This is a genomic window from Pseudomonas sp. ADAK2 (genome assembly GCF_012935755.1).
Lineage (GTDB): Bacteria > Pseudomonadota > Gammaproteobacteria > Pseudomonadales > Pseudomonadaceae > Aquipseudomonas.
In genome coordinates this window covers 1,759,478-1,779,873 of the sequence record NZ_CP052862.1, presented here as the reverse complement: position 1 = coordinate 1,779,873, position 20,396 = coordinate 1,759,478, and the positions used below count along the sequence as shown (strand labels likewise).

Below are 20,396 nucleotides of genomic sequence, written 5' to 3'. Positions count from 1 at the left end.
TTGTGTTAATGCGGTACGCCCCGATTTTCAACTGGTGGAAAAACGGGACGGATTTATTTACGCGATTTCCTGGCAAGAATATGCTTAGAAAATAAACCTTTCCACTTACTGCATATGTTTCATTTAGCCGCGATGAATGTTGTCGTAATCATCTGCCTTCGGAGTTGAGTGTATGCCTTTCGCCTCTTGAGCGCGATAATAAGCCTCGATGCTAAGTGTAGGATCGATTCTGGCCATTAAAATGCACGCTTGGCTTTGCCAAGGGTACTGCAAGTTTCTCCGCATCATGGCCGGCCGCTCAGTGCGATCCCAAACTTTATATTTAGTATCACGCCATCGGCGTAGGGGGCGATTGGACAGTTTGTCGTGTGCAGCAGTGGTTGGATCAAGATGACGGAATTGTTCAAGGATTGGTAGTTCCGGCAATGGCTGACTCACGTCCATATAACGCTGTAATGTATCCCAGAATGCAAGGCACTCTTCACGACTCATGCCCAATGATTGAACCTTGCCTCCAAGAAATATCTCAAAGTCGCTATAGCGATGGTGCAACCAGACGGTCATGCTGCTATTGCCGTGCGGACTTGGTCGTAATTCCATGGTCGCGTCGAACTCATAAAATGGTGCAGTAAAGGCAGGGCGGAAGCGGCGAGCAACGGTGACTATACCTGTTTTTCTATTGAGTTCACTGCCATCGTGTTTGAATATACGTAAGTAATAAATAGTTATATAGTCCCAGCCGACTAGCCCCATAAATACCGTCGCACCCATCGCGAGGCTTAACCATAGTGGAGAGGTATCATCTGGTGCGGTCTGAAAGTTTAAAAAGCTTGAAGCGAAAACTACTAAAAACTCAATCGATACCAAGAATAGATATTTTTTATACTTGGGGTTGTCTCTCCACATCATCCAAGCACTTAATGCAATTGATATTAATGTGGTGGCTACTATTAGTAGCATAAGCACCATGGTGATATACACACCTTTAGATGCATTGATCTCGTCGAAAAAATTCGAAAATGCTTCAGTCATTCCGAATCCCCACAATATCCATGGAAAAAATGCGATGGACCACCATTTAAGAAAAGGCAGAAGCGTTAAAAATATACTGGAGGTTTCAAAACTCCAGCGATGATGGTTAATGTAGTGATCGACGCTACTTTCTGGGGCCGATGAATTTTGCATGCCTGAATTGAGTTGAGCGCTGACATCTTGCCAAGGTTGGAGATTGGCGTAGTTCCCCCAGCACAACGTCGTCCGGAAAAGGCCTGAGCGGGTAGAATTCTCGCGCCCTCGGTGTCCGGGTTGAGTCGGAATTTTGCCGCTGTTGAATGAGGCCGGGCCATAGTTAAGTGGTTCAAAATTTAAACTATTCATATTTTCGCAAAATCTCTCTGCTCTATCAGCCAGTAGGGTACGTCTCCGGCACCATCATTTTTTTCTGGTTCAGGACCGGGGTAAGGCACCCACGCGCTAGGTTTAGGTTGCGGAAGCGCGATGTTACGATACGCGGGAAATGGCTCTCCTGCATTACATTGACGCTGCCCCAACTCAAATTGACCAGAGACCTTTAAACTGTACTCGCATGTACGAAGTTGCCGGCTCGGATCATTTTCCGCAATTGCGTAGTTCTGGTTTGCAAGTATATAAAGTACCCGAGTTCCATCCAATACAACTCCGCCAAGTTTTTCTTTGGGGATTTCTGTCGGAGGGCGATAGTCCCAACCGCTATCGTTTTGTAGTGTGCGCACGGTTTCTTTGGCTGTGATTTTGAACGTTGACTCATTATCAAAGTGGCTCAGAAGAGGAGTTTGCAGTTCCACGGCCCAATCATTTGGAGCTAATATTGTGTTGCTTTCTCTTGCAGCAGAAAGAAGTTGGCTGTTGTCTTCTTTGCTGACCTCTTGTTGCCAATTTTTTAACCGGTAAATTTTAAATCGGGGGGCGCCTAGTATGCCAAGCAGTTGTTGGTATGCAATCAACGGGTCATTCAGATGTGTTAGTCGATCACTATCACCAAAAGGCCCCTGTTTGACAGATTGCTCTACTGGGCTGTTGGCTAATAAAGCACTTCCTACAAGTCCCACCACAAACAGGGTGATCCCGATTCCAAGTATCCAAGGACTCGCCAAAAATCCAACGGTATAAAGTGCCCACATGCCAGAGCCGACGGCAGCCAAACTATAGGCCATTGCTACATCATTTTCACCCTGCTTAGCTGCTCGAACCGCATCCCAAATAAAAAGAGCGGTAGTGGCTGCGACAGCAAAGGTTGACCCTATACGAGTCCAGTTGAGCCAACTACTTCCGGTACGTTTGAGAAGGTTTTCCGAGAAATTACCTTTCCAGTTTTTTGTATCGAAACGTCCGTTTTCCCAAAAAGCAAGCCAAGGTGATTGCGTAGCTTTCGAGTTAACCAAAATTTTCAATGCAACGTTGTTGGCGGCTAAACCAAGATCAATACCTGCTGCCATAGCTCCTGCGAAAAACCGCGATCTTTCTCCTGATAATAGAGACAACGCCCCCACCGTGTTCGCATATAAACTAAACGCTGCAAAAGCCGTCGCTATCCCAGGTAACGCAACGTTACTGCTTAATTTTTCGGCGGACGACATCCTAGGCATAGCCATACGCCATTTCATATATTCCTGAACGGCGGGGTCGTTCGCGGGACCTGCCACTACCATTACGTAGCCTAACTCTTTCTTTGCGAAGGCGAGGCGTTCCGCTACCTTACCGCTTGTTGTACCAACAATTTTCCCGTTTTTCCCTTCCAAATTGGCCACAAGGAAGTTTTTGCGCGTGAAAGTAGTTCGTTCGTCGGGAGAGATACCGAAACTCAATCCCGCGCCATGAATGCCCAATACGACTAAATCTTTACCCAAGGCCTCACCTTGAGTGATCAATTTCAGGTTTTTTGCTTTACTGGCGAATTTGTTGGCAAATGTGAAACTAGGGCCGAAGACTCTAACCATTTCGACTTGAGTAACATTTTTGCTTTCGGCTACTTGTTTTGCCACCGTTGCAGTCGCGTGTGCGATGTGGGCTGCCAATTCATCTATCGCGAGTGATACGTTCTGGCCGATATATAAGTTGGTGAACAACGATAACGAACTCAACCCAAGATTTTCTGGGGTCGCGTTTTTGCCGTTGCTTTGGAATACAGCAAGCCTGCTTGCCAATGCTGGTAGCTCACCGTTAGTTGGCGGCAGCAGGTCTTTTGTTAGGACGTGAGTGGCGGCGGCCAACTCTTTACTTATCTTGAATACTGCTGCGCTGACCTTGATGTCTTCTGGCTCTATACACCGTGGATCGGATTTTTTTGCAGAGCGACCCAACAACTCCAGCAACTCCACCAATAGGGCGTAAGGTTCGAGCAGCCGCTCATCCTTGCTGTAGGTGTAGTCATTCCAGATAGGCGGTAAACTCTTTGTTACCAAGTCGAGCATGCGTTCTTGCTGAATATAAATAACTTCGCGAGCTTTTTCTCGTTCAAAATGGAACGTCGTTTTTTTCAGCCCTTCTTGATCTATGTGCGGGAGTAAGTCTTTCAAACTACCCGCAGGCGACAGCGTCTCTTGATACAAAAGCTCGGCGTAGTGACCAAAGGGTTGGTAGGGTACAAGCGCATTGAGTGTTTGAAGCAGTTCGACGGCCAGTCTGGACTGAGCAACAGCGTGACGGAACGTAAATAAAGGGTCGTCGACTATGAACCCCACCAAGTGAGGGTAATCGCGAATCTTATATTCGTTAAGCAAGTCTTTGCTTTCAGGTAGAGCGCCTGGTGGTGAAGGTGGGCTGGTACCGAGATGCCCGGCGAGCTCTTGGTGATATTTTTCTAATTGTTTGATGATTGCTGTGTCTGGCAGAGTCTTCAAATCCGGAGTAAACAGGCTGGGATCTTCCATCAGGGTTTCTGCGTGCAGTTCACGCGCCCGCAACCCTTTGACTAGACCCTTTACCGGTGTCGCCGGATAAATCAACGAAGCCTTCCAGATCTGCGTTTCACCCGCAGTCGCCGCCCAGGCAGGCGCCATGTTTTGGCTGCGCGCCTTGATCCGTCCGGAGTCCTTTTCAAGCCATTCGATGTATTCCCATGTCCATGGCAATTCGCTGTAGGCCATGCTGAGTTGGTCGCCAACGAATCGACCCTGTAGAAACATCGGAACTAGAATCAAAAATTGTTTAACGCACACTGGTTCGCGTTTGTCGGCATCGCCTTTTTTCTCGGCAATCTTGCGCCAGTGGGCCACGTCGACTTCGAACAGCTGACCTTTACCGTCGGTTTCCAGTTCTCGCCACAGTTTGTTTTTCAGGAACACATAGATGCGGCCAGGGCGCGGTAACGCGCCTTGTAACGTTTCATTGAGTTTGTCATGCCCCGGCAGCCGCGCCAGCGGGGTGACCGCCAACAACGTGTTGTGCTGGTACTTTTCTTCTTCTTGAGTGGTCTTGGCATCGACCATGATCGGAATCTGCAGTTTGCCGCCATCGGTACGTTCTACGTTCAGCGCTAATCGCGACTTTTGCTCATTCTCGTATTCGGTTTTCTTGCGAGTCCCTTCGCTGATGGGCTTGTCGTTAAAACTGCTCATGCCTTGCCCTCCGGGCCCAGTAGTTGCAATTGGCTGCCCAATTCAGGGTCGCCCCAGACATCGACGATTAGAGCCTCCGGGCCTTTTTCGCCTGGGGTTTTTCTCGGTGCGGCATTGTTGACCGGTGCATTGCCCAACGTCTGCCCGACTGGCGCGGTGTCTGCGGGTTTAGGTGGTGTCGGAAGAATCGGCGCAGCCCCCGTACCATTACCGGCGCTGCCGCCAGAGTTCATGTTGATCACTGGCCCGCTTAGCGTGACGCCGCTGCCGTCGATCTTGATGAAGCTTCCCCCGCCAATCAGGGTTAATTCAGTGCCCGCTTCCATTACCACTTTCAGGCCACTGTCGAGATGGATTTCCTGACCGGCCTCAATAAACTGCCCAGTCCCAATCTTGACGTGCTGATTAACCCCCACCGTCAAATGATCATTCGCCTGTGTCTCCACCTTCCGGTCGGCATAAACCGTGTGGTGTTCTTCAGCCTTGAACTCCGTATAGCTGTTCTTCTCAACCGTATCGTGGCGTTCATTGCCGACGCGGATCTTCTGGTCGTGCTCGACGTTTTCATCCCAGTCGCGCTGGGCGTGGAGGAAGATTTGTTCCTGGCCTTTTTTGTCTTCGATGCGCAGTTCGTTGTAGCCGCCGCCGCCGGGGGAGCTGAGGGTTTTGAAGGTGGTGCGGGTTTTGTTGGCCGGTAGCTCGTACGGGACGATGTTTTCCTTGTGGTACAGGCAGCCGCTGATCAGTGGTTGGTCGGGGTCGCCTTCAAGGAAGGTCACCAGTACTTCCATGCCGATGCGCGGGATGGCGATGCCGCCGTAGTGGGCGCCGGCCCAGGCGGAGGAGACGCGTAGCCAGCAGCTGGTTTTGTCGTCGGCCTGGCCTTCGCGGTCCCAGTGGAATTGCACTTTGACGCGGCCGTATGGGTCGCAGTGGATTTCTTCACCTTTGGGGCCGGTGACCACGGCGCTCTGGCTGCCGAGGATTCGCGGTTTTGGGTGGTTCAGCGGTGGACGGTTCGGCACGTCCCACGGGGTGGCCTGGAAGCGGTTGCGATAGCCCTGGTGGAAGTCGTCTTTAAGGTTAGTGGTGCTGCTGGTGACCGACTCTTCCAGCACTTGCGGCTGTTTGCCTTCGTGGAGGACTTCGGTGAGCAGCCACAGGTCGTTCCACTTGGCTTTCGGGTGTTGGGTCAGGGCCAGGAAGTGGCCGCTGACCAGGATCGGTTGATCGCTGCGGCCTTCGGCGAGCTGGAAGTCGCTGCGGTGGCGTTCGAGGGCGCGTTTGGCCAGGTGCTTGCCTCGTTCGCGGTCGATGAAGCGGCCTGGGTAGTCGTAGTCTTCGAGGTCGGGCAGGGCGTCGCCACGGTTTTCGCTTTCGAGGGTGAGGCGTGGTTTTTCGAAGTCGTAGTCGCGGCGGGTGGTGCGGCTGGTGCGGGTTTCCAGGCGCAGGTCGAAGCGCTTGATCACCGGGTCGTTGGCGACCATGCCGGAGTCTTGCTGGTAGGCCACAGGCTTGAGTTTCGGGAACACCGTCTGGTCATCGCCGAACACCAGTTTGTGGGCCGTGGCGCTGTGCTGGAAGTGGTAGTGGATACCTTCTTCCTCGCACAGGCGCTGGATGAAGTGCAGGTCCGATTCATCGTACTGGACGCAGTAAATGCGCTCGGGATAAATCGCCCCGACTTTGAATTCGTAGGCGTTGCTCTGGATGCCGTGCTCTTCGAGGACCATGCCGATGATTTTCGGCACGCTGAGGTTCTGGAAGATGCGCTGGTTGATGCGGTGCGCCAGGTAGGACAGTTGCGGGCGCAGGGTCACCGCGTAGCGGGTCAGGCGTTTGCCGGATTCACCCTGGGCGGCGCGATAGATCTGACCATGGATGCCACTGCCGTCAGGCGAGAGCTGCAAAAAGGCCGGTTTGTGCAGCAGCGTTTCGAGGTCCAGGGACGGCTGTTCACTGACCAGCTCCACCTCAAACACAAAGGGCTGGCTGATGGCTTCCCGGCCTTGCAGGGCAAGGACCTGCAGGTCGTTGGAAAGGCCTTCGATAGTCAGGGCAAAGTGGGTCTGATTGGCCGGCGCGAACATCCCTTGTTCCTCGTGCAGTGCTGCGGCGTAAACCAATACCCGATCAAAGGATCAGCAGACGCAAAATTCTGGAAAGGCGTAAACAACATCGACCAGCAGAGCTGGCCGATGCGTGAAGCGGTCAGCCGCGATTAAGCGACTGGTTGACGCCAGTCATCGGAACCCGAAGTACCGGATACTTCGTGGGTCCAGGTGATTTTACGGTAGGTGAACTGCACTTCTTCCAGGTGCGTGAAGTGGGAGTTCGACGGATCCTGGCAGTTGTGCATTTTGTTGTTGATGGCGACGATGATCGCGTCTTCCAGTTTGGTGGTGTAGTAGTGCTCTTGGGTCCCTTGGGCCGAAGTGCGGTACCACTGGATAACGATTTCGCTCATGCGCTCGCCGGAAGTCAGAGCGGCTTGCAGCAGTGGCGAAGCTTTGTCGTAGACCTTGGTGATCACGACTGGCTTGTGAACGCGCTGACCGGTTGGTTGGCCGGACTGCGGGTCACGCGGGATGATCACGTCGTGGCTGAACGCCTGAACCATGACCTGGTCTTCGTGACCTTCCTGGTAGGTGTTGCCAACGGAGTCAGCGGTGAATGCGCCAGCAGTGATCAGGCCTTGTTTTTCGCCAGTGACGGACATGTAGGCAGGTGTTGCCATGGGATGCTCTCCTTGCTTGATAAATAAAAGTGCCCGGAGGCGAAATCGCCCGGTGGGTGCCTAACTGTTATCAAGGTCCGTGCCAGAAAAGGTGAGGGCTATATAAACCGGGGGGATGGCCGAGGTATTTCAATCACTTGCGTGATGTTGAAGGGAAAACACCCCACAAAGTGCGCAAGAAGTTGCGCAGTACTGCGCAACTTCTTGCGCACTCGTCTACAGGCCACAGCGGGGTTGGCGCTTAGCGATATTGGATGGCGTTTTCGCAAAATAAGTGCGCAACTTCTTGCGCATCAAGGCCATGCGCCATCATTCAAGGTCGGCGCCGATATATGCGACGAAACGAACCGCGCTGCCGGGTGGTCAATGGCTCTGTACCTACGCGCCGTTGAGCGTACGAATAATCCGCAAATCAAGTGAGAACGATATGAATATCCTGATGGTTCTAACGTCCCACGATCAGTTGGGAAACACCGGTAAGAAAACCGGCTTCTGGCTGGAAGAATTCGCTGCGCCGTATTACACGTTCAAGGACGCCGGTGCTCAGCTGACCCTGGCCTCGCCCAAGGGCGGCCAGCCACCACTGGACCCGAAAAGCGACGAGCCGGACGCGCAAACTGCCGCAACCGATCGTTTTCGCAAGGATTCGGCTGCGCAATCTGCGCTGGCATCTACCGTGGTGTTGAGCAGCGTGAAGGCTGAAGATTTCGACGCCGTGTTCTATCCAGGTGGCCATGGCCCGCTGTGGGATTTGGCGGAAGACCAAGACTCGATCGCGTTGATCGAGGCGTTTTACAAGGCCGGTAAACCGGTGGCGACGGTCTGCCATGCACCGGGCGTGCTGCGTCACGTCAAGGATGCGCAGGGGCAACCGTTGGTCAAAGGCAAGCGGGTGACCGGGTTTAGCAACACGGAAGAAGAGGCGGTGCAGTTGACCGATGTGGTGCCGTTTTTGGTCGAGGATGTGTTGAAGGCCAACGGCGGGATTTATTCGAAGGGTGCTGATTGGGCGAGCTATATCACCACCGATGGGTTGTTGCTGAGCGGGCAGAACCCCGCGTCTTCGGAGGCGACGGCCAAAGCGTTGTTGGCGAAGCTGACCTAAGCACTTTCCTGTGGCGAGGGAGCTTGCTCCCGCTTGAGTGCGCAGCACTCACAAAAATCTCTGTCGTTCGAAGAGTTTTGGGGCCGCTGCGCAGCCCAGCGGGAGCAAGCTCCCTCGCCACAAAGGTGTTCCACAAACTCAGCTCAGGTCCGGCAATCCCAGTGCCTCATAACACGCCTCAATCGACCGCCGCTGCGTCGCCGCATACAACCCGAGCTCATCAATGGTCGACCGCCCCAGCGCCTGTTCAAAAGCCTGCTGATTCGATTGCACGTCATAGCGGGTTTGCGCCGCATCTCCCAGGTTCGACTGGAAAATCCCCGCCGCACTCACCGGCAAAAAGTCCTCATACACCATGGGTTCAACCCGCACATACCCGCCGCTGAGCAAGTCGTCCAGCGAGACACCGTCCAGCCCATCCGCCGCCAATCCCTTTTCCGTCACGAAGTAGCGAAAGTACGCCAGTTCCTGTCGGCGCATGCCCTCCAGCGTGTCAGGGAATTCGCCAAAGTGTTGGCTCATCAATTCGTTGTAACGGACGGCGTTGGCTTCATTCGGAAAATCCTTCAACTCATCACGGGCGGCGTTAAGCAAACGGTCGTAAAGCGCCCGACCTTTAGGCGTGAGCGCCGCACCACGTTGCTCGATTTCACCGAAACGGGCGCTGTGGCTGCCGCGTGTCTGGTCTTGATCGGTAAAGGCAATCGGCTCGTCCAGCGCTTTGAAGCTGGTCTGGCGCAGCAGGATCGGGCAATGGCGGCGCGGCGGGCCTTCGATCACGGCTTTGGGGGTGATGCCGTGGGCGGGCATTTGCGCCTGGACGATATCGATGTCCAGGGTGCGCGGGGTCAGGTGGTTGATGTGTGGGCCTTTGAACGCCACCACGTCGGCGATCAGTCGATGCTGGGCGCTGAGTTGCTGGTATTGCGCGGCGGTGACGGTGGCGCTGTGGTGCCAGCGGAAGGTTTCCAGGGCCTGCTCGACGAATTCCCAGGCTTGCTTCTCGGTGAGCCCACCGTGGGTTTCGGCCTGTTCAATCAGCGCCAACGTCTCAACGGTGAAGATCGAGCGTTTATCCAGCACCGATTGGGCAAAGGCGCGCAGTTCCAGATCTTCGATCAGCTCCAGGCGCAGCAACGAGGTGAACACCCGGAACGGGCTGACTTGCAGCGCCGCTTCATGCACCGCGCGGAACGCCGTGGAATGCACCGGAACCCCGGCCGGGGTCAGGTCGTAATAGCCCACCGGTTGCATGCCCATCACCGCAAACAGCCGTGCAAGGGTGGCCAGTTCAGCGGCGGTGCCGACGCGGATGGCGCCGTGACGTTCCAGGTCCAGGCGCTGGATTTCGCCGGTGCTTTCGAGCTGTTGGGCGATCTGCGTTTCGCTGGACAGCACCTGGCGGTTGGTTTGCTCCACCAATTCCATCAACGCGCCGTACAGCGGCACTTCTTCGCGGTACATGTCGGACATCGCTTTGGAGAAGCGCTGGCGGATCAGGTCGGGGCTGACGAAGCGGGGGTGGTTCATGAAAAAAATTCCTGGCGCGGTAACAGAGAGGATGCGGGAAAAGATCGCAGCCTTCTGCCACGCCGACAAACGAAGATTCCTACGAACTTCATTCTCCCAGCGACTGGTCTACCAATTCGATCCAGTGCCGGACCTGGGTTCGCCCGGCGCTGGCGAGGTGGCTCTGGCAGCCGATGTTGGCGGTGACGATCAGTGACGGATGGCCACTTTCCAGGGCGTTGAGCTTGTTGTCCCGCAGTTGCCGGGCCAGTTCCGGTTGCGTCAACGAATAAGTCCCGGCGGAACCACAACATAAATGACTGTCCGGCACGGCGGTGAGGTTGAAGCCCAAGCGGCTCAGCACGGCCTCGACCGCGCCGCCAAGTTTCTGCGCGTGCTGCAAGGTGCAGGGGCAATGGAAGGCGATGCGTTGATCCGTCGCGGCGCAGACCTTCTCCAGGGGTTCATCGGCCAGCACTTGCACCAGGTCCAGCGCCAGCGCACTGACCCGCAGTGCCTTGGCCGCATACGCCGGGTCACCCTCCAGCAAATGCCCGTAATCCTTGATGAACGCGCCGCAACCACTGGCGGTCTGCACAATCGCTTCGGCACCGCTTTCGATATGCGGCCACCAGGCATCGATGTTGTGCCGGGCGCGGTCCAGCCCTTTGGCCTGGGCGTCGAGGTGATAGTCCAATGCACCGCAACAACCGGCCTCGGGCGCTGGGATCACGCTGATCCCCAACCGATCCAGCACCCGCGCCGTCGCTGCGTTGGTGTTGGGCGACAGACCGGGTTGCACGCAGCCTTCGAGCATCAACACTCGCCGCGCATGCCGCGGGGCAGGGCGCTCGCCGGTGGCGGGCAGGTCGTGGGGCAACTTCATTTCAACCGTGCGTGGCAATAACGGCCGGAACGTCGCGCCGATCCGCAGCAGCGACTTGAACAGGTTCGGATTCGGCGCCAACGCCCGCAACCCTTCACGCAACAGGCGCTGACCCATCGGACGCGGCACCGCTTGATCGACCACGGCCCGGCCGATGTCGAACAGGTTGTGATAATCCACCCCGGACGGGCAGGTGGTTTCGCAGTTGCGGCACGACAGGCAACGGTCCAGGTGCAATTGGGTTTTCGCCGTGGCGGGGGCGCCTTCGAGCACTTGCTTGATCAGGTAGATGCGCCCGCGCGGGCCGTCCAGTTCATCGCCCAGCAATTGATAGGTCGGGCAGGTGGCGTTGCAGAAGCCGCAATGCACGCAGGTGCGCAGGATCTTTTCCGCTTCGGCGGCCCGTGGCAGTTTGCGCGACTGCTCGCTGAGGGTGGTTTGCATGCTAGAACTCCGCGTACATCCGGCCAGGGTTGAACAGCCCTTGCGGGTCCAGTTGCGCCTTGAGTTGCCGGTGGTAGCGCAGCAGCGCCGGGGCCAATGGCTGGAAAGGTGTGTCACTGAAGCCATGACTGAAACAGGTGGCGTGGCCGCCCAGTTCATGGGCCAGCGACTGAATATTGCCCGCCTCGGATTTCAACCAGCGTTGCGCGCCGGCCCAGTCGATCAGTTGTTCACCGGGCAGCTGCAAAGGTCCGAGGTTGTTGGGCAGGGACAGCCGCCACAACGGCAGGCCCTCATCGAAAAACGCCAGTCGCTGCTCGTTCAATGCCGCCCAATACCCCGAGTCCAGCGGCTCGCCGCCCAGCCGTTGATGAGCCGCCGTCACCGAGCCTTCGCCACCTTCCAGTCGCAGAAAAAGGCGCTGACCATCATGGCTCGCCGCGCTGATCGGCAGCGGTTGTTGGCCCCATTCGGCCAGTTTGATCAGGGCGCGGGCGCTGTCGACTTCCAGGCTGATGCTCAAGCATTGCCGGGGTTTTGGCAGCACTTTGAGCGAGACTTCGGTCAGCACGCCGAGGCAACCGTAACTGCCCACCAGCAAGCGCGACAGGTCATAACCGGCGACGTTCTTCATCACTTCGCCGCCAAAGCGCAGGTGTTTGCCGAGGCCGGTAATGACGCGGGTGCCGAGGACAAAGTCGCGCACCGAACCCGACCATGGGCGCCGTGGCCCGGACAGCCCCGCAGCGATCATTCCGCCGACGGTGGCGCCTTCACCAAATGACGGAGGTTCGCAGGGCAGCATTTGCCCCTTTGCGTCGAGCGCCGCCAGCAGTTCGGTCAAAGGCGTGCCGGCACGAACACTGACCACCAATTCCGTCGGGTCATAGCTGACAATGCCGCGATGGGCACGGGTGTCGAGCACTTCCCCGGCCACCTCGCGGCCAAGAAACGCTTTGCTGTTGCTGCCCTGAATCCGCAGCGGCGTGGCGTTGTCCCGGGCCTGATTGACCTGCGCGAGCAACGCCTCGCTGGCATCGAAATCCGCCATCAGAAGCGCTCCAGTTCAGGAAACGGCAATTGCCCGGCGTGAATGTGCATCGCGCCGAATTCCGCGCAGCGGTGCAGGGTCGGGATGTTCTTGCCGGGGTTGAGCAGGCCCTGCGGGTCGAACGCCGCTTTTACCGCGTGAAACAGGGTCAACTCGTCGCTGTTGAACTGCGCGCACATCTGATTGATTTTCTCCCGTCCCACGCCGTGTTCGCCGGTGATGCTGCCGCCGACCTTCACGCACAATTCCAGTATTTGCCCGCCCAACGCTTCCGCCCGGGCCAGTTCGCCGGGCTGGTTGGCGTCGAACAGGATCAGCGGATGCATATTGCCGTCGCCGGCATGGAACACATTGGCCACGCGCAAGCCATGTTCGGCGCCGAGGCGGGCGATGCCTTCGAGCACGCCGGGCAATTCGCGGCGGGGGATGGTGCCGTCCATGCAGTAGTAATCCGGCGAGAGGCGGCCGATGGCCGGGAAGGCATTTTTGCGTCCGGCCCAGAAGCGCACGCGTTCGGCTTCGTCCCGGGCCTGGCGCACTTCGCTGGCGCCGGCCTGTTGCATGACCTCGCGCACGCGCTGGCAATCGTCGTGGACATCGGCTTCGACGCCGTCCAGTTCGCAGAGCAGGATCGCCTCGGCGTCCACCGGGTAACCGGCGTGGATAAAGTCCTCGGCGGCGCGGATCGCCAGGTTGTCCATCATTTCCAGGCCACCGGGGATGATCCCGGCGGCGATGATGTCGGCCACGGCGCGGCCGGCTTTTTCCACCGAATCGAAACTGGCCAGCAAGACCTTGGCGACTTGCGGTTTGGGCAGCAACTTGACCGTGACTTCGGTAATGATCCCCAGCAAGCCTTCGGAGCCGGTGAACAGCGCCAGCAGATCGAAACCTGGCGAATCCAGCGCGTCGGAGCCCAAGGTCAGGTGTTCGCCTTCAACGGTGAGCACTTCCAGTTTCAGCAGGTTGTGCACGGTCAGGCCGTACTTGAGGCAATGCACGCCACCGGCATTTTCCGCGACGTTGCCGCCGATGGAACAGGCGATTTGCGAGGACGGATCCGGCGCGTAATACAAGCCGAACGGCGCCGCAGCCTGGGAGATCGCCAGGTTGCGCACGCCGGGCTGGACCCGCGCGGTGCGAGCGGCGGGGTCGATGTGCAGGATGTTATTGAAGCGCGCCATCACCAGCAGCACGCCTTTTTCCAGCGGCAGGGCACCGCCGGACAACCCGGTGCCCGCGCCGCGCGCGACTACGGGCACGTGTTGCGCGTGACAGATTTCGAGGAGTTTTTGCACGTGCTCCAGACGCCGGGGCAGGGCTACCAGCATCGGTGTGGTGCGGTAGGCGGAGAGGCCGTCGCATTCGTAGGGCTTGAGTTCCTCTTCGCGCCAGAGCAGGTCCAGGTCGGGGATTTGCTGGTGCAGGCGGTTGAGCAGGGCGGCTTTGTCGACATCGGGCAACGCGCCGTCGATGCGTTCGTCATAAAGAATGTTCATCAATGCTGTCCCTTATCTCAAACATCACCCTTGTAGCAGCTGTCGAGCTTGCGAGGCTGCGAGGCTGCGTTCGGCTGCGAAGCAGTCGTCAAACCTGAGCACTCTGTCTCCTGAGGCACCGCGCTGGCTGAATTCACGACTGCTTCGCAGCCGAACGCAGCCTCGCAAGCTCGACAGCTGCTACGGGCGAACGTAGCCTCGCAAGCTCGACAGCTGCTACGGGCGAACGCAGCCTTCGGCAGCTGCTACAGGGTTACGTGCGCACTTCCCCTAAAAACTCCCGATACAACCGCGCCGTCCTCACCGGTTGCTCGACCATCGGCATATGGCCAATGCCTTCCCAGATGTCCACCCGCAAGTTATCAATGCCCTTGCTCCACACCGCCACGCTGCTGACGTCGATCAAGCGGTCCTTGCGCCCCCAGAGCAACAGCGCCGGGCATTTGATGTCGGCGAGTTTCGGCTCCATCGGTGGGCTGGCGCGGAAGTCCTCGAAGATCTCCGCCAGTTCGTCGCGGCTTTGTTCGTAGCGCTGGGCGACGGCGTCGAGCACCACTCCCGGCACCCACGGCGGGTTGGCCATGGTCATGGCGTAGAAGTACTGGAATTCTTCCTTGGAGTTGATCAAAAACGGGTTGTGCCCCTTGGCCAAGTGACGCTCCAGGTCGCTGATTTCGGGAGCGGTGACGCCCGCCGGATCGATCAGCGCCACCGAGGCAATCCGCTCGGGATAAGTGGCCGCCAGCCAGGCCGCGATGTAGCCGCCCATGGAGTTGCCGATCACATGCACTTTTTCGACCCCGCAAACGTCGAGCAACTGGATCATTCGCTTGGCCTGCAAGCCGATGTCGTAGCCGCCGCCGGCCTTGAAGCCGGTTTCGCCATGGCCGGCGAGGTCGGGGATGATCACCCGGTAGTCGCCGACAAAATGCCGGGCAAAGCGCAGCCAGAGGTTCTTGTCGGCACTGTAGCCGTGCAGCATCAACACCGCGCTGGCGGCTTCATACGGCCCGCCTTGCCAGGTCGAGACGGTCATCTCGCTGATCGGCACCACGATCTTGTGCAGCCGATACAGCTTGGCCTCCAGGGCCATGCTCAGGTCATACAGCCAATGGCCGATGGCCGGGTAACTCAACCAGCTCCAGGCCACAAAAACCGCGATTGCGACAACCAACAAAAGCATCAGGCGTCTTCCTTTTTACGTGATCAGGACAGAATGTGGTCGGCGGGTTTCAGTGCCTTGGTCAAGCGGTGATAGCTGAAACTGAACCCCGGAAACATGGCGATCACATGACCGCTCTTGCTTTGATACCAACTGTGGCAGCCCCCGGACTTCCACACCGTGCGTTCCATTTCCCGGTGGATCATTTCAGTGTAGGTACGTTCCGCCTCGGGGCGTACTTCAATGCTGCGCAGGCCCTGTTCTTTTAGTGTGCGGATGCAGCCGAAGATGTAATTCATCTGCGATTCGATGATGAACAGCGCCGAGGTGTGGCCGATGCCGGTGTTGGGGCCGGTGACGATAAACAGGTTGGGAAAGTCCGGCAGGCTGGTGCCCAGGTAGGCGCGCGGGTATTGGGCCCAGACATCTTTCAGGCGCTTGCCGTTCTTGCCGGTGACCGGGTAGGAAATCACCCCGTCGGTGGCGTCGTAGCCGGTGGACCAGACGATCAGGTCAACGTCGATGTGCTGGCCGTCCAGGGTGTTGATCCCGGTTTCGTCGAGAGAGGCGATGCCTTGTTCGCGCGCGTGCAACGTCACGTTGGGTCGGCCCAGCGCCGGATACAGCGTGCTGGAGACCAGCACCCGTTTACAGCCGATGGTGAAATCCGGAGTCAACTTGCGTCGCAACTCGGGGTCGGGCACTTGGCGCTTAAGCAAGCGCAGGGCTTGCTGCTGAACCAGATGAATCGCCGGTTTTGAGTATTTGAAGGCGATCACCCGGGTTTCGAATAACCAGTAGATCGTCCAGCGCAGCAGTTTGTAAGCCGGTTTCACCCCCAGTAGCCAGCGCTGGAAGCGGCCGAAAGTTCGATCGGCGCGGGGTAATACCCAATGGGCGGTGCGTTGGAAGACGTGCAGGTGTTCGACGTTGGGTGCGATGGCCGGAATGACCTGGGCTGCACTGGCGCCGCTGCCAACAATAGCCACGCGTTTACCCGTGTAATCGTAGGAATGGTCCCAATGGTTGGTGTGAAAGGTTTTGCCCTGGAAGCGTTCCACGCCTTCGAAGTGTGGGACGACGGGTTGGCTCAGCGGCCCGGTGGCGTTGATCAGGAACTGCGCGTAGTACGTGCCTTTGCTGCCGGTGCGGACTTCCCAGCGTTTATTGGCGTCATCCCATTCGATGCCTTCGACGTTGGCCTCAAGCTCTACCTTGTCGCGCAAGCCGAAACGCTCCACCACGTACTGGGTGTAGCGATGCAGTTCGGCCTGTTCGGCGAACATCTGCGTCCACTGATAAGGCGCGAAAGACAGCGAATACAGGGGCGAGGGCACATCGACGGCTGCACCGGGGTAGGTGTTCTGGCACCAGGTGCCGCCGAAAAAGTCCCGCCGTTCCAGCAAGCGAAAATCGCTGATTCCCGCCTTGAGCAAATTGATCGCCGCACACTGTCCGCCAAATCCGCTGCCGATGATCAATACCTGAAAGGTTGGCATGGGCCTCCTGTTTGTCGTTGTTTATTAAACCCTTCCTTCATGTATAGCCATAGGGCGCCGTTTGCGCATTTGCATTTGTAGGAGCGAGGCTTGCCCGCGAAGAACGATAACGCGGTGCATCAGGCGTACCGTGTCATCGTTCTTCGCGGGCAAGCCTCGCTCCTACAGATAGCAGGGTATTCACCGCCAGCCGGTGATGGCTATTTAACGTTGCCCTGATAGACTCCGTTCACACCCGCAACCCCCGGTGTAATCAGATTCCGTTCAGTGGTAGAGGCCTCTATGGCAAAAACGGGAGGAAAGGGACTTTCACTGGCCAGGAGGCTCTACACGTCGCGAACCCTGGGTTTGGCCTTGGGTTTGTTGTGCGTGAGTGCGGCGATGTACCCGCTCAATCCTGCGCCTTGGGTCTGGGCGGTGATGCTGTTCAACGGCATTATCTGGCCGCACCTGGCCTACCAATGGGCCCGCCGCGCCACACTCCCTTATCACGCCGAACACCGCAACTTGCTGGTAGACGCCTTTCTCGGCGGCTTCTGGGTCGTGGCCATGCAGTTCAATCCATTGCCCAGCGCCACCACCATTTCGATGATGGCGATGAACAACGTCGCCATCGGCGGCTTGCGTTTTCTGTTGGCCGGGACCGTGGCGCAGATCCTCGGAGTGGGCATCGGACTATTGGTTTTCACTCCCGCGTTTATCCCGCAAACCAGTCCGTTGCAGCTGTATGCCTGCTTGCCGTTGTTGTGCCTGTACCCGCTGGCGCTGGGCTGGATCTGCTTTCGCCAGGCCAATACCCTCGGCCGGCAGAAACGCGAATTGCTCGCCCTGAGCCGCACCGACAGCCTCACCGGTCTGCTCAACCACGGCGCCTGGAAGGATCAACTGGAAGTCGAATTCCAGCGCTGCCAGCGACAGAATCAGGGCGGGGCGATTGCGCTGATCGACATCGACCATTTCAAAACCATCAACGACACCTACGGCCATGTCGCCGGGGACATCGTCCTGCGCCAACTGAGCAAAATGCTCAAGCAGAACCTGCGTGCAGCGGACGTCGCCGGGCGCTATGGGGGTGACGAGTTCTGCGTGATTCTCCCGGACCTGCCCCTGAACAGCGCCGCCGCCGCGATGGACGCCTTGCGCGACCGTTTCGCCACCCTCGGCTATGAGCAGAATCCGGCGCTGAAAGTCAGCCTTAGCATTGGTTTGGCCGCGTTCAATCCGGCGCATTCCGACGCGACGTTGTGGCTCAACGATGCCGATCAGGCGCTTTACGAAGCCAAAACTACAGGGCGCAACCGGGTTATCTGCAGCAGTGACGGCAAGCCTCGGCATGAGTTATTTGACTCGGTCTGAGCGTCTAAAACCCTACACGTAGCAGCTGTCGAGCACCGCGAGGCAGCGTTCGGCGGCGAAGCCGTCGCAAACCCTGCGCACGCGGTCCACCTGATACACCGCGTTGCCTGATTTCACGACGGCTGCGCCGCCGAACGCTGCCTCGCGGTGCTCGACAGCTGCTACGGGGGCTTTGGGCTTGTAAAACGAACGCTCAGTGTCGTATCCGGTATAGAGCCTTGCGTCGCAGTCAGGTAGGGTTCGACTACCCCGACAAGAAACAAGGATCGATTCATGACCTTCAAACTCGCGCGTTCCCCACTGGCCACCAGCCTCGCCCTGACCTTCGCCCTCGGCGCTTTCGCGCCCGCCGCCTTCGCCGAACCGAACAAACAAGTGCTTGCCGACTCCGAGCAATACAAGGCCGAAGCCCTGAAGCTGCTGGAAAAACTGGTCAATATCGACACCGGTTCCGGCTACGAACCCGGCCTGACCCAGGTCCGTGATATCGCCGTCGACGAGCTGAAAAAACTCGGCTTCAGCATTGAACTGGTGCCGAACACCCCGGACAAGAGCAGCCACGTAATCGCCACGCTCAAAGGCACCGGTAAGGCGAAAATCCTGCTGATGGCGCACATGGACACCGTGTTCAAGGAAGGCTCGGCCGCCGAGCGCCCGTTCCACATCAAGGACGGCCGCGCCTACGGGCCGGGAGTGATGGACGACAAGGGCGGGATTGTCGCCGGGATCTACGCGCTGAAAGTCCTGAAAAACCTCGACTTCAAGGACTATGCGCAAATCACCTTCCTGCTCGATGCCAGCGAAGAAACCGGCTCGGACGTCGCCACCGACCTGATCAAGAAAACCGCCAAGGCCCACGACGTTACCCTCAACCTCGAACCGGGTCGCCCGGCGGATGGCCTGGTGGTGTGGCGCAAAGGCAGCGCTACTGCTGTGGTCGAAGTGAAGGGTAAAGCAGCCCACGCCGGCGTCGCGCCGGAACTGGGGCGTAATGCGGCGATGGAAGCGGCGCACCAGATTCTGCAGCTGGGCAAACTCGGCGACGAAGCGAAGAAAACCACCATCAACTTCACCGTGCTCAAGGCTGGCGACCGCACCAACGTGATCCCGGACCAGGCCACCGCCAAGGCTGACGTGCGCGCGGCGGTGCCGGAAGAATTCGACCGGATCGAGAAGGATCTGGCGCGGGTATCCAAGGATAAGTTGATCCCGGATACCGAAGTCACCACCACCCTGCAACGTGGCTTGCCACCGATGCCGCAGACGCCGGAATCCGATCGCCTGATGGCCATGGCCCAGGGGATTTACGGCGAAATTGGCCGCAAGTTGACCGAAGAAGGCAGCGGCGGCGCGGCGGATGCCAGCCTCTCCGCTGGCGTGGGTACGCCGACGCTGGACGGGTTCGGGATTGTCGGCGGCAACATTCATACCCCGGAGGAATACGCGGAAGTGGAAAGCGTGGCGCCGCGGATTTACCTGTTGTCGCGGATGATTATGGAGTTGGCCAAGCGGTAAGCCACTGATCGTTCCCACGCGGAGCGTGGGAACGATCAGATTAGCGGTGTGCCGACTGGCGCCGTAATCACTCTTTCACGCGCATAAACTCTTCCGCCCAACGAATGTATTCTTCAGGCTGCGTATAGGTATGCGTCAGCTCGGTCGCGCTCAGATCCGAGGCCTGGGTAAAGATCTGCCGTTGTTCGCGCAGGCTGTCGTACGTCGCCTTGATCGCCGCAAAGTACGCGCCGTGGCCATCGATGGTGACCCGTACACCCAGTTCCGCCAGGCGTTTGTCGTCGCGCAGGGCCGGGTTGCCGTAGGTGACCAGCATCAGCGGCACGCTCAAATGTTCGGCGATTTTTTCCAGTTGGTCGAAGTCCTGGACGCCGACCATGCAGATGCCATCGGCCCCGGCGTTCTGGTATTGCTGGGTGCGGTTGATGATTTCCTGGATCGGCAGGATCCCCGCATTGGTGCGGGCGATGATCGCCATTTCCTTGTCGACCCGGGCTTCCAGCGCCGCGCGGATTTTGCCGACACCTTCGGCGACCCCGATCAAGTCCGTGGATTTGCGGCCGAATTGCGCGGGCAGCAGGGTGTCTTCGATGGTCAGCGCGGCGACGCCGGCGCGTTCCAGTTCGACGATGGTGCGCATCACGTTCAGCGCGTTGCCGTAGCCGTGGTCGGCGTCGGCGATGAATGGCAACTGGGCCACACGGCCGATACGGGTGGCCTGTTCGGCGAATTCGCTGAGGGTGATCAAGGCGAAATCCGGGGCGCCCAGCACCTGCAACGAGGCGACCGAGCCACCGAGAATCCCGACTTCAAAACCCAGGTCCGCCGCGATACGCGCCGACATCGGGTCGAACACGGAAGCGGTGTGGTAGCACGCGTCGGAAGCCAGCAATTGGCGAAAGTTACGGCGCAAATCTTGATGGGAAAGCCTGGACATATAGTTCCACCACTGCATTGGAATGGAAGGGCTTGAGCAAAAGTGTCAACGCCGAAGGAACAAAAGGCTATCACGCGGGCGGGGTAAGGATGATGACGAAT

General features: G+C 58.1%; 14 protein-coding genes. 3 read left to right on the top strand and 11 right to left on the bottom strand.

The annotated features are described in order from the left end of the window. Positions 1 to 123 precede the first annotated feature (123 nt). From HKK52_RS32560 to HKK52_RS08205, 4 genes are all read right to left on the bottom strand, one after another. Positions 124 to 1,377, bottom strand: a complete 1,254-nt coding sequence (locus tag HKK52_RS32560) for a hypothetical protein (protein WP_237150734.1) — start codon at positions 1,375 to 1,377, stop codon at positions 124 to 126. Then, positions 1,374 to 4,595, bottom strand: coding sequence for a hypothetical protein (locus HKK52_RS08215; RefSeq protein ID WP_169370392.1), 3,222 nt, complete (start codon positions 4,593 to 4,595; stop codon positions 1,374 to 1,376). The genes HKK52_RS32560 and HKK52_RS08215 overlap by 4 nt, the downstream gene beginning before the upstream one ends. After that, positions 4,592 to 6,685, bottom strand: a complete 2,094-nt coding sequence (gene tssI / locus HKK52_RS08210) for a type VI secretion system Vgr family protein (RefSeq protein ID WP_169370391.1) — start codon at positions 6,683 to 6,685, stop codon at positions 4,592 to 4,594. The genes HKK52_RS08215 and tssI overlap by 4 nt, the downstream gene beginning before the upstream one ends. 131 nt (positions 6,686 to 6,816) lie before the next feature. Then, a complete protein-coding gene (locus HKK52_RS08205; RefSeq protein ID WP_054051032.1) occupies positions 6,817 to 7,332 on the bottom strand; it encodes an Hcp family type VI secretion system effector in 516 nt (171 codons plus the stop codon). Between the two features lie 427 nt (positions 7,333 to 7,759). On the opposite strand from HKK52_RS08205, the gene HKK52_RS08200 reads away from it, so the two are divergent. Continuing rightward, positions 7,760 to 8,437, top strand: coding sequence for a type 1 glutamine amidotransferase domain-containing protein (locus tag HKK52_RS08200; protein ID WP_169370390.1), 678 nt, complete (start codon positions 7,760 to 7,762; stop codon positions 8,435 to 8,437). 138 nt (positions 8,438 to 8,575) lie between these two features. On the opposite strand, the gene hglS is transcribed toward HKK52_RS08200, so the two are convergent. The 6 genes from hglS to HKK52_RS08170 form a co-directional block, all read right to left on the bottom strand. After that, complete coding sequence (gene hglS / locus HKK52_RS08195; protein WP_169370389.1) at positions 8,576 to 9,967, bottom strand: 2-oxoadipate dioxygenase/decarboxylase HglS; 1,392 nt, start codon at positions 9,965 to 9,967, stop codon at positions 8,576 to 8,578. A gap of 88 nt (positions 9,968 to 10,055) precedes the next feature. Then, positions 10,056 to 11,276: a glycolate oxidase subunit GlcF gene (gene glcF / locus HKK52_RS08190; protein WP_169370388.1), complete on the bottom strand. Its 1,221-nt coding sequence runs from the start codon at positions 11,274 to 11,276 to the stop codon at positions 10,056 to 10,058. 1 nt (position 11,277) lies between these two features. Further along, on the bottom strand, positions 11,278 to 12,327 hold the full coding sequence (gene glcE, locus HKK52_RS08185) for a glycolate oxidase subunit GlcE (protein WP_169370387.1): 1,050 nt from the start codon (positions 12,325 to 12,327) through the stop codon (positions 11,278 to 11,280). Then, the gene (gene glcD, locus HKK52_RS08180; RefSeq protein WP_169370386.1) at positions 12,327 to 13,826 is read right to left on the bottom strand and encodes a glycolate oxidase subunit GlcD; all 1,500 of its coding nucleotides are present in this window, start codon (positions 13,824 to 13,826) and stop codon (positions 12,327 to 12,329) included. Before glcD ends, glcE begins: the two co-directional genes overlap by 1 nt. A gap of 253 nt (positions 13,827 to 14,079) precedes the next feature. Further along, positions 14,080 to 15,009 (bottom strand): alpha/beta fold hydrolase, encoded by a 930-nt coding sequence (locus HKK52_RS08175; RefSeq protein ID WP_169370385.1) that lies wholly within the window; start codon positions 15,007 to 15,009, stop codon positions 14,080 to 14,082. A 23-nt stretch (positions 15,010 to 15,032) separates the two neighbouring features. Then, positions 15,033 to 16,487: a flavin-containing monooxygenase gene (locus tag HKK52_RS08170; RefSeq protein ID WP_169370384.1), complete on the bottom strand. Its 1,455-nt coding sequence runs from the start codon at positions 16,485 to 16,487 to the stop codon at positions 15,033 to 15,035. Positions 16,488 to 16,769: 282 nt separating this feature from the next. On the opposite strand from HKK52_RS08170, the gene HKK52_RS08165 reads away from it, so the two are divergent. Beyond that, positions 16,770 to 17,843 carry a diguanylate cyclase gene (locus HKK52_RS08165; RefSeq protein WP_169370383.1) on the top strand — a complete coding sequence of 358 codons (1,074 nt, stop codon included), beginning with the start codon at positions 16,770 to 16,772 and terminating at the stop codon, positions 17,841 to 17,843. A 273-nt stretch (positions 17,844 to 18,116) separates the two neighbouring features. Then, complete coding sequence (locus HKK52_RS08160) at positions 18,117 to 19,358, top strand: M20/M25/M40 family metallo-hydrolase (RefSeq protein WP_169370382.1); 1,242 nt, start codon at positions 18,117 to 18,119, stop codon at positions 19,356 to 19,358. Positions 19,359 to 19,425: 67 nt separating this feature from the next. Here the strand turns inward: HKK52_RS08160 and HKK52_RS08155 are convergent, their stop codons facing one another. Beyond that, positions 19,426 to 20,295 carry an isocitrate lyase/PEP mutase family protein gene (locus HKK52_RS08155; RefSeq protein ID WP_169370381.1) on the bottom strand — a complete coding sequence of 290 codons (870 nt, stop codon included), beginning with the start codon at positions 20,293 to 20,295 and terminating at the stop codon, positions 19,426 to 19,428. Between the last annotated feature and the right edge of the window lie 101 nt (positions 20,296 to 20,396).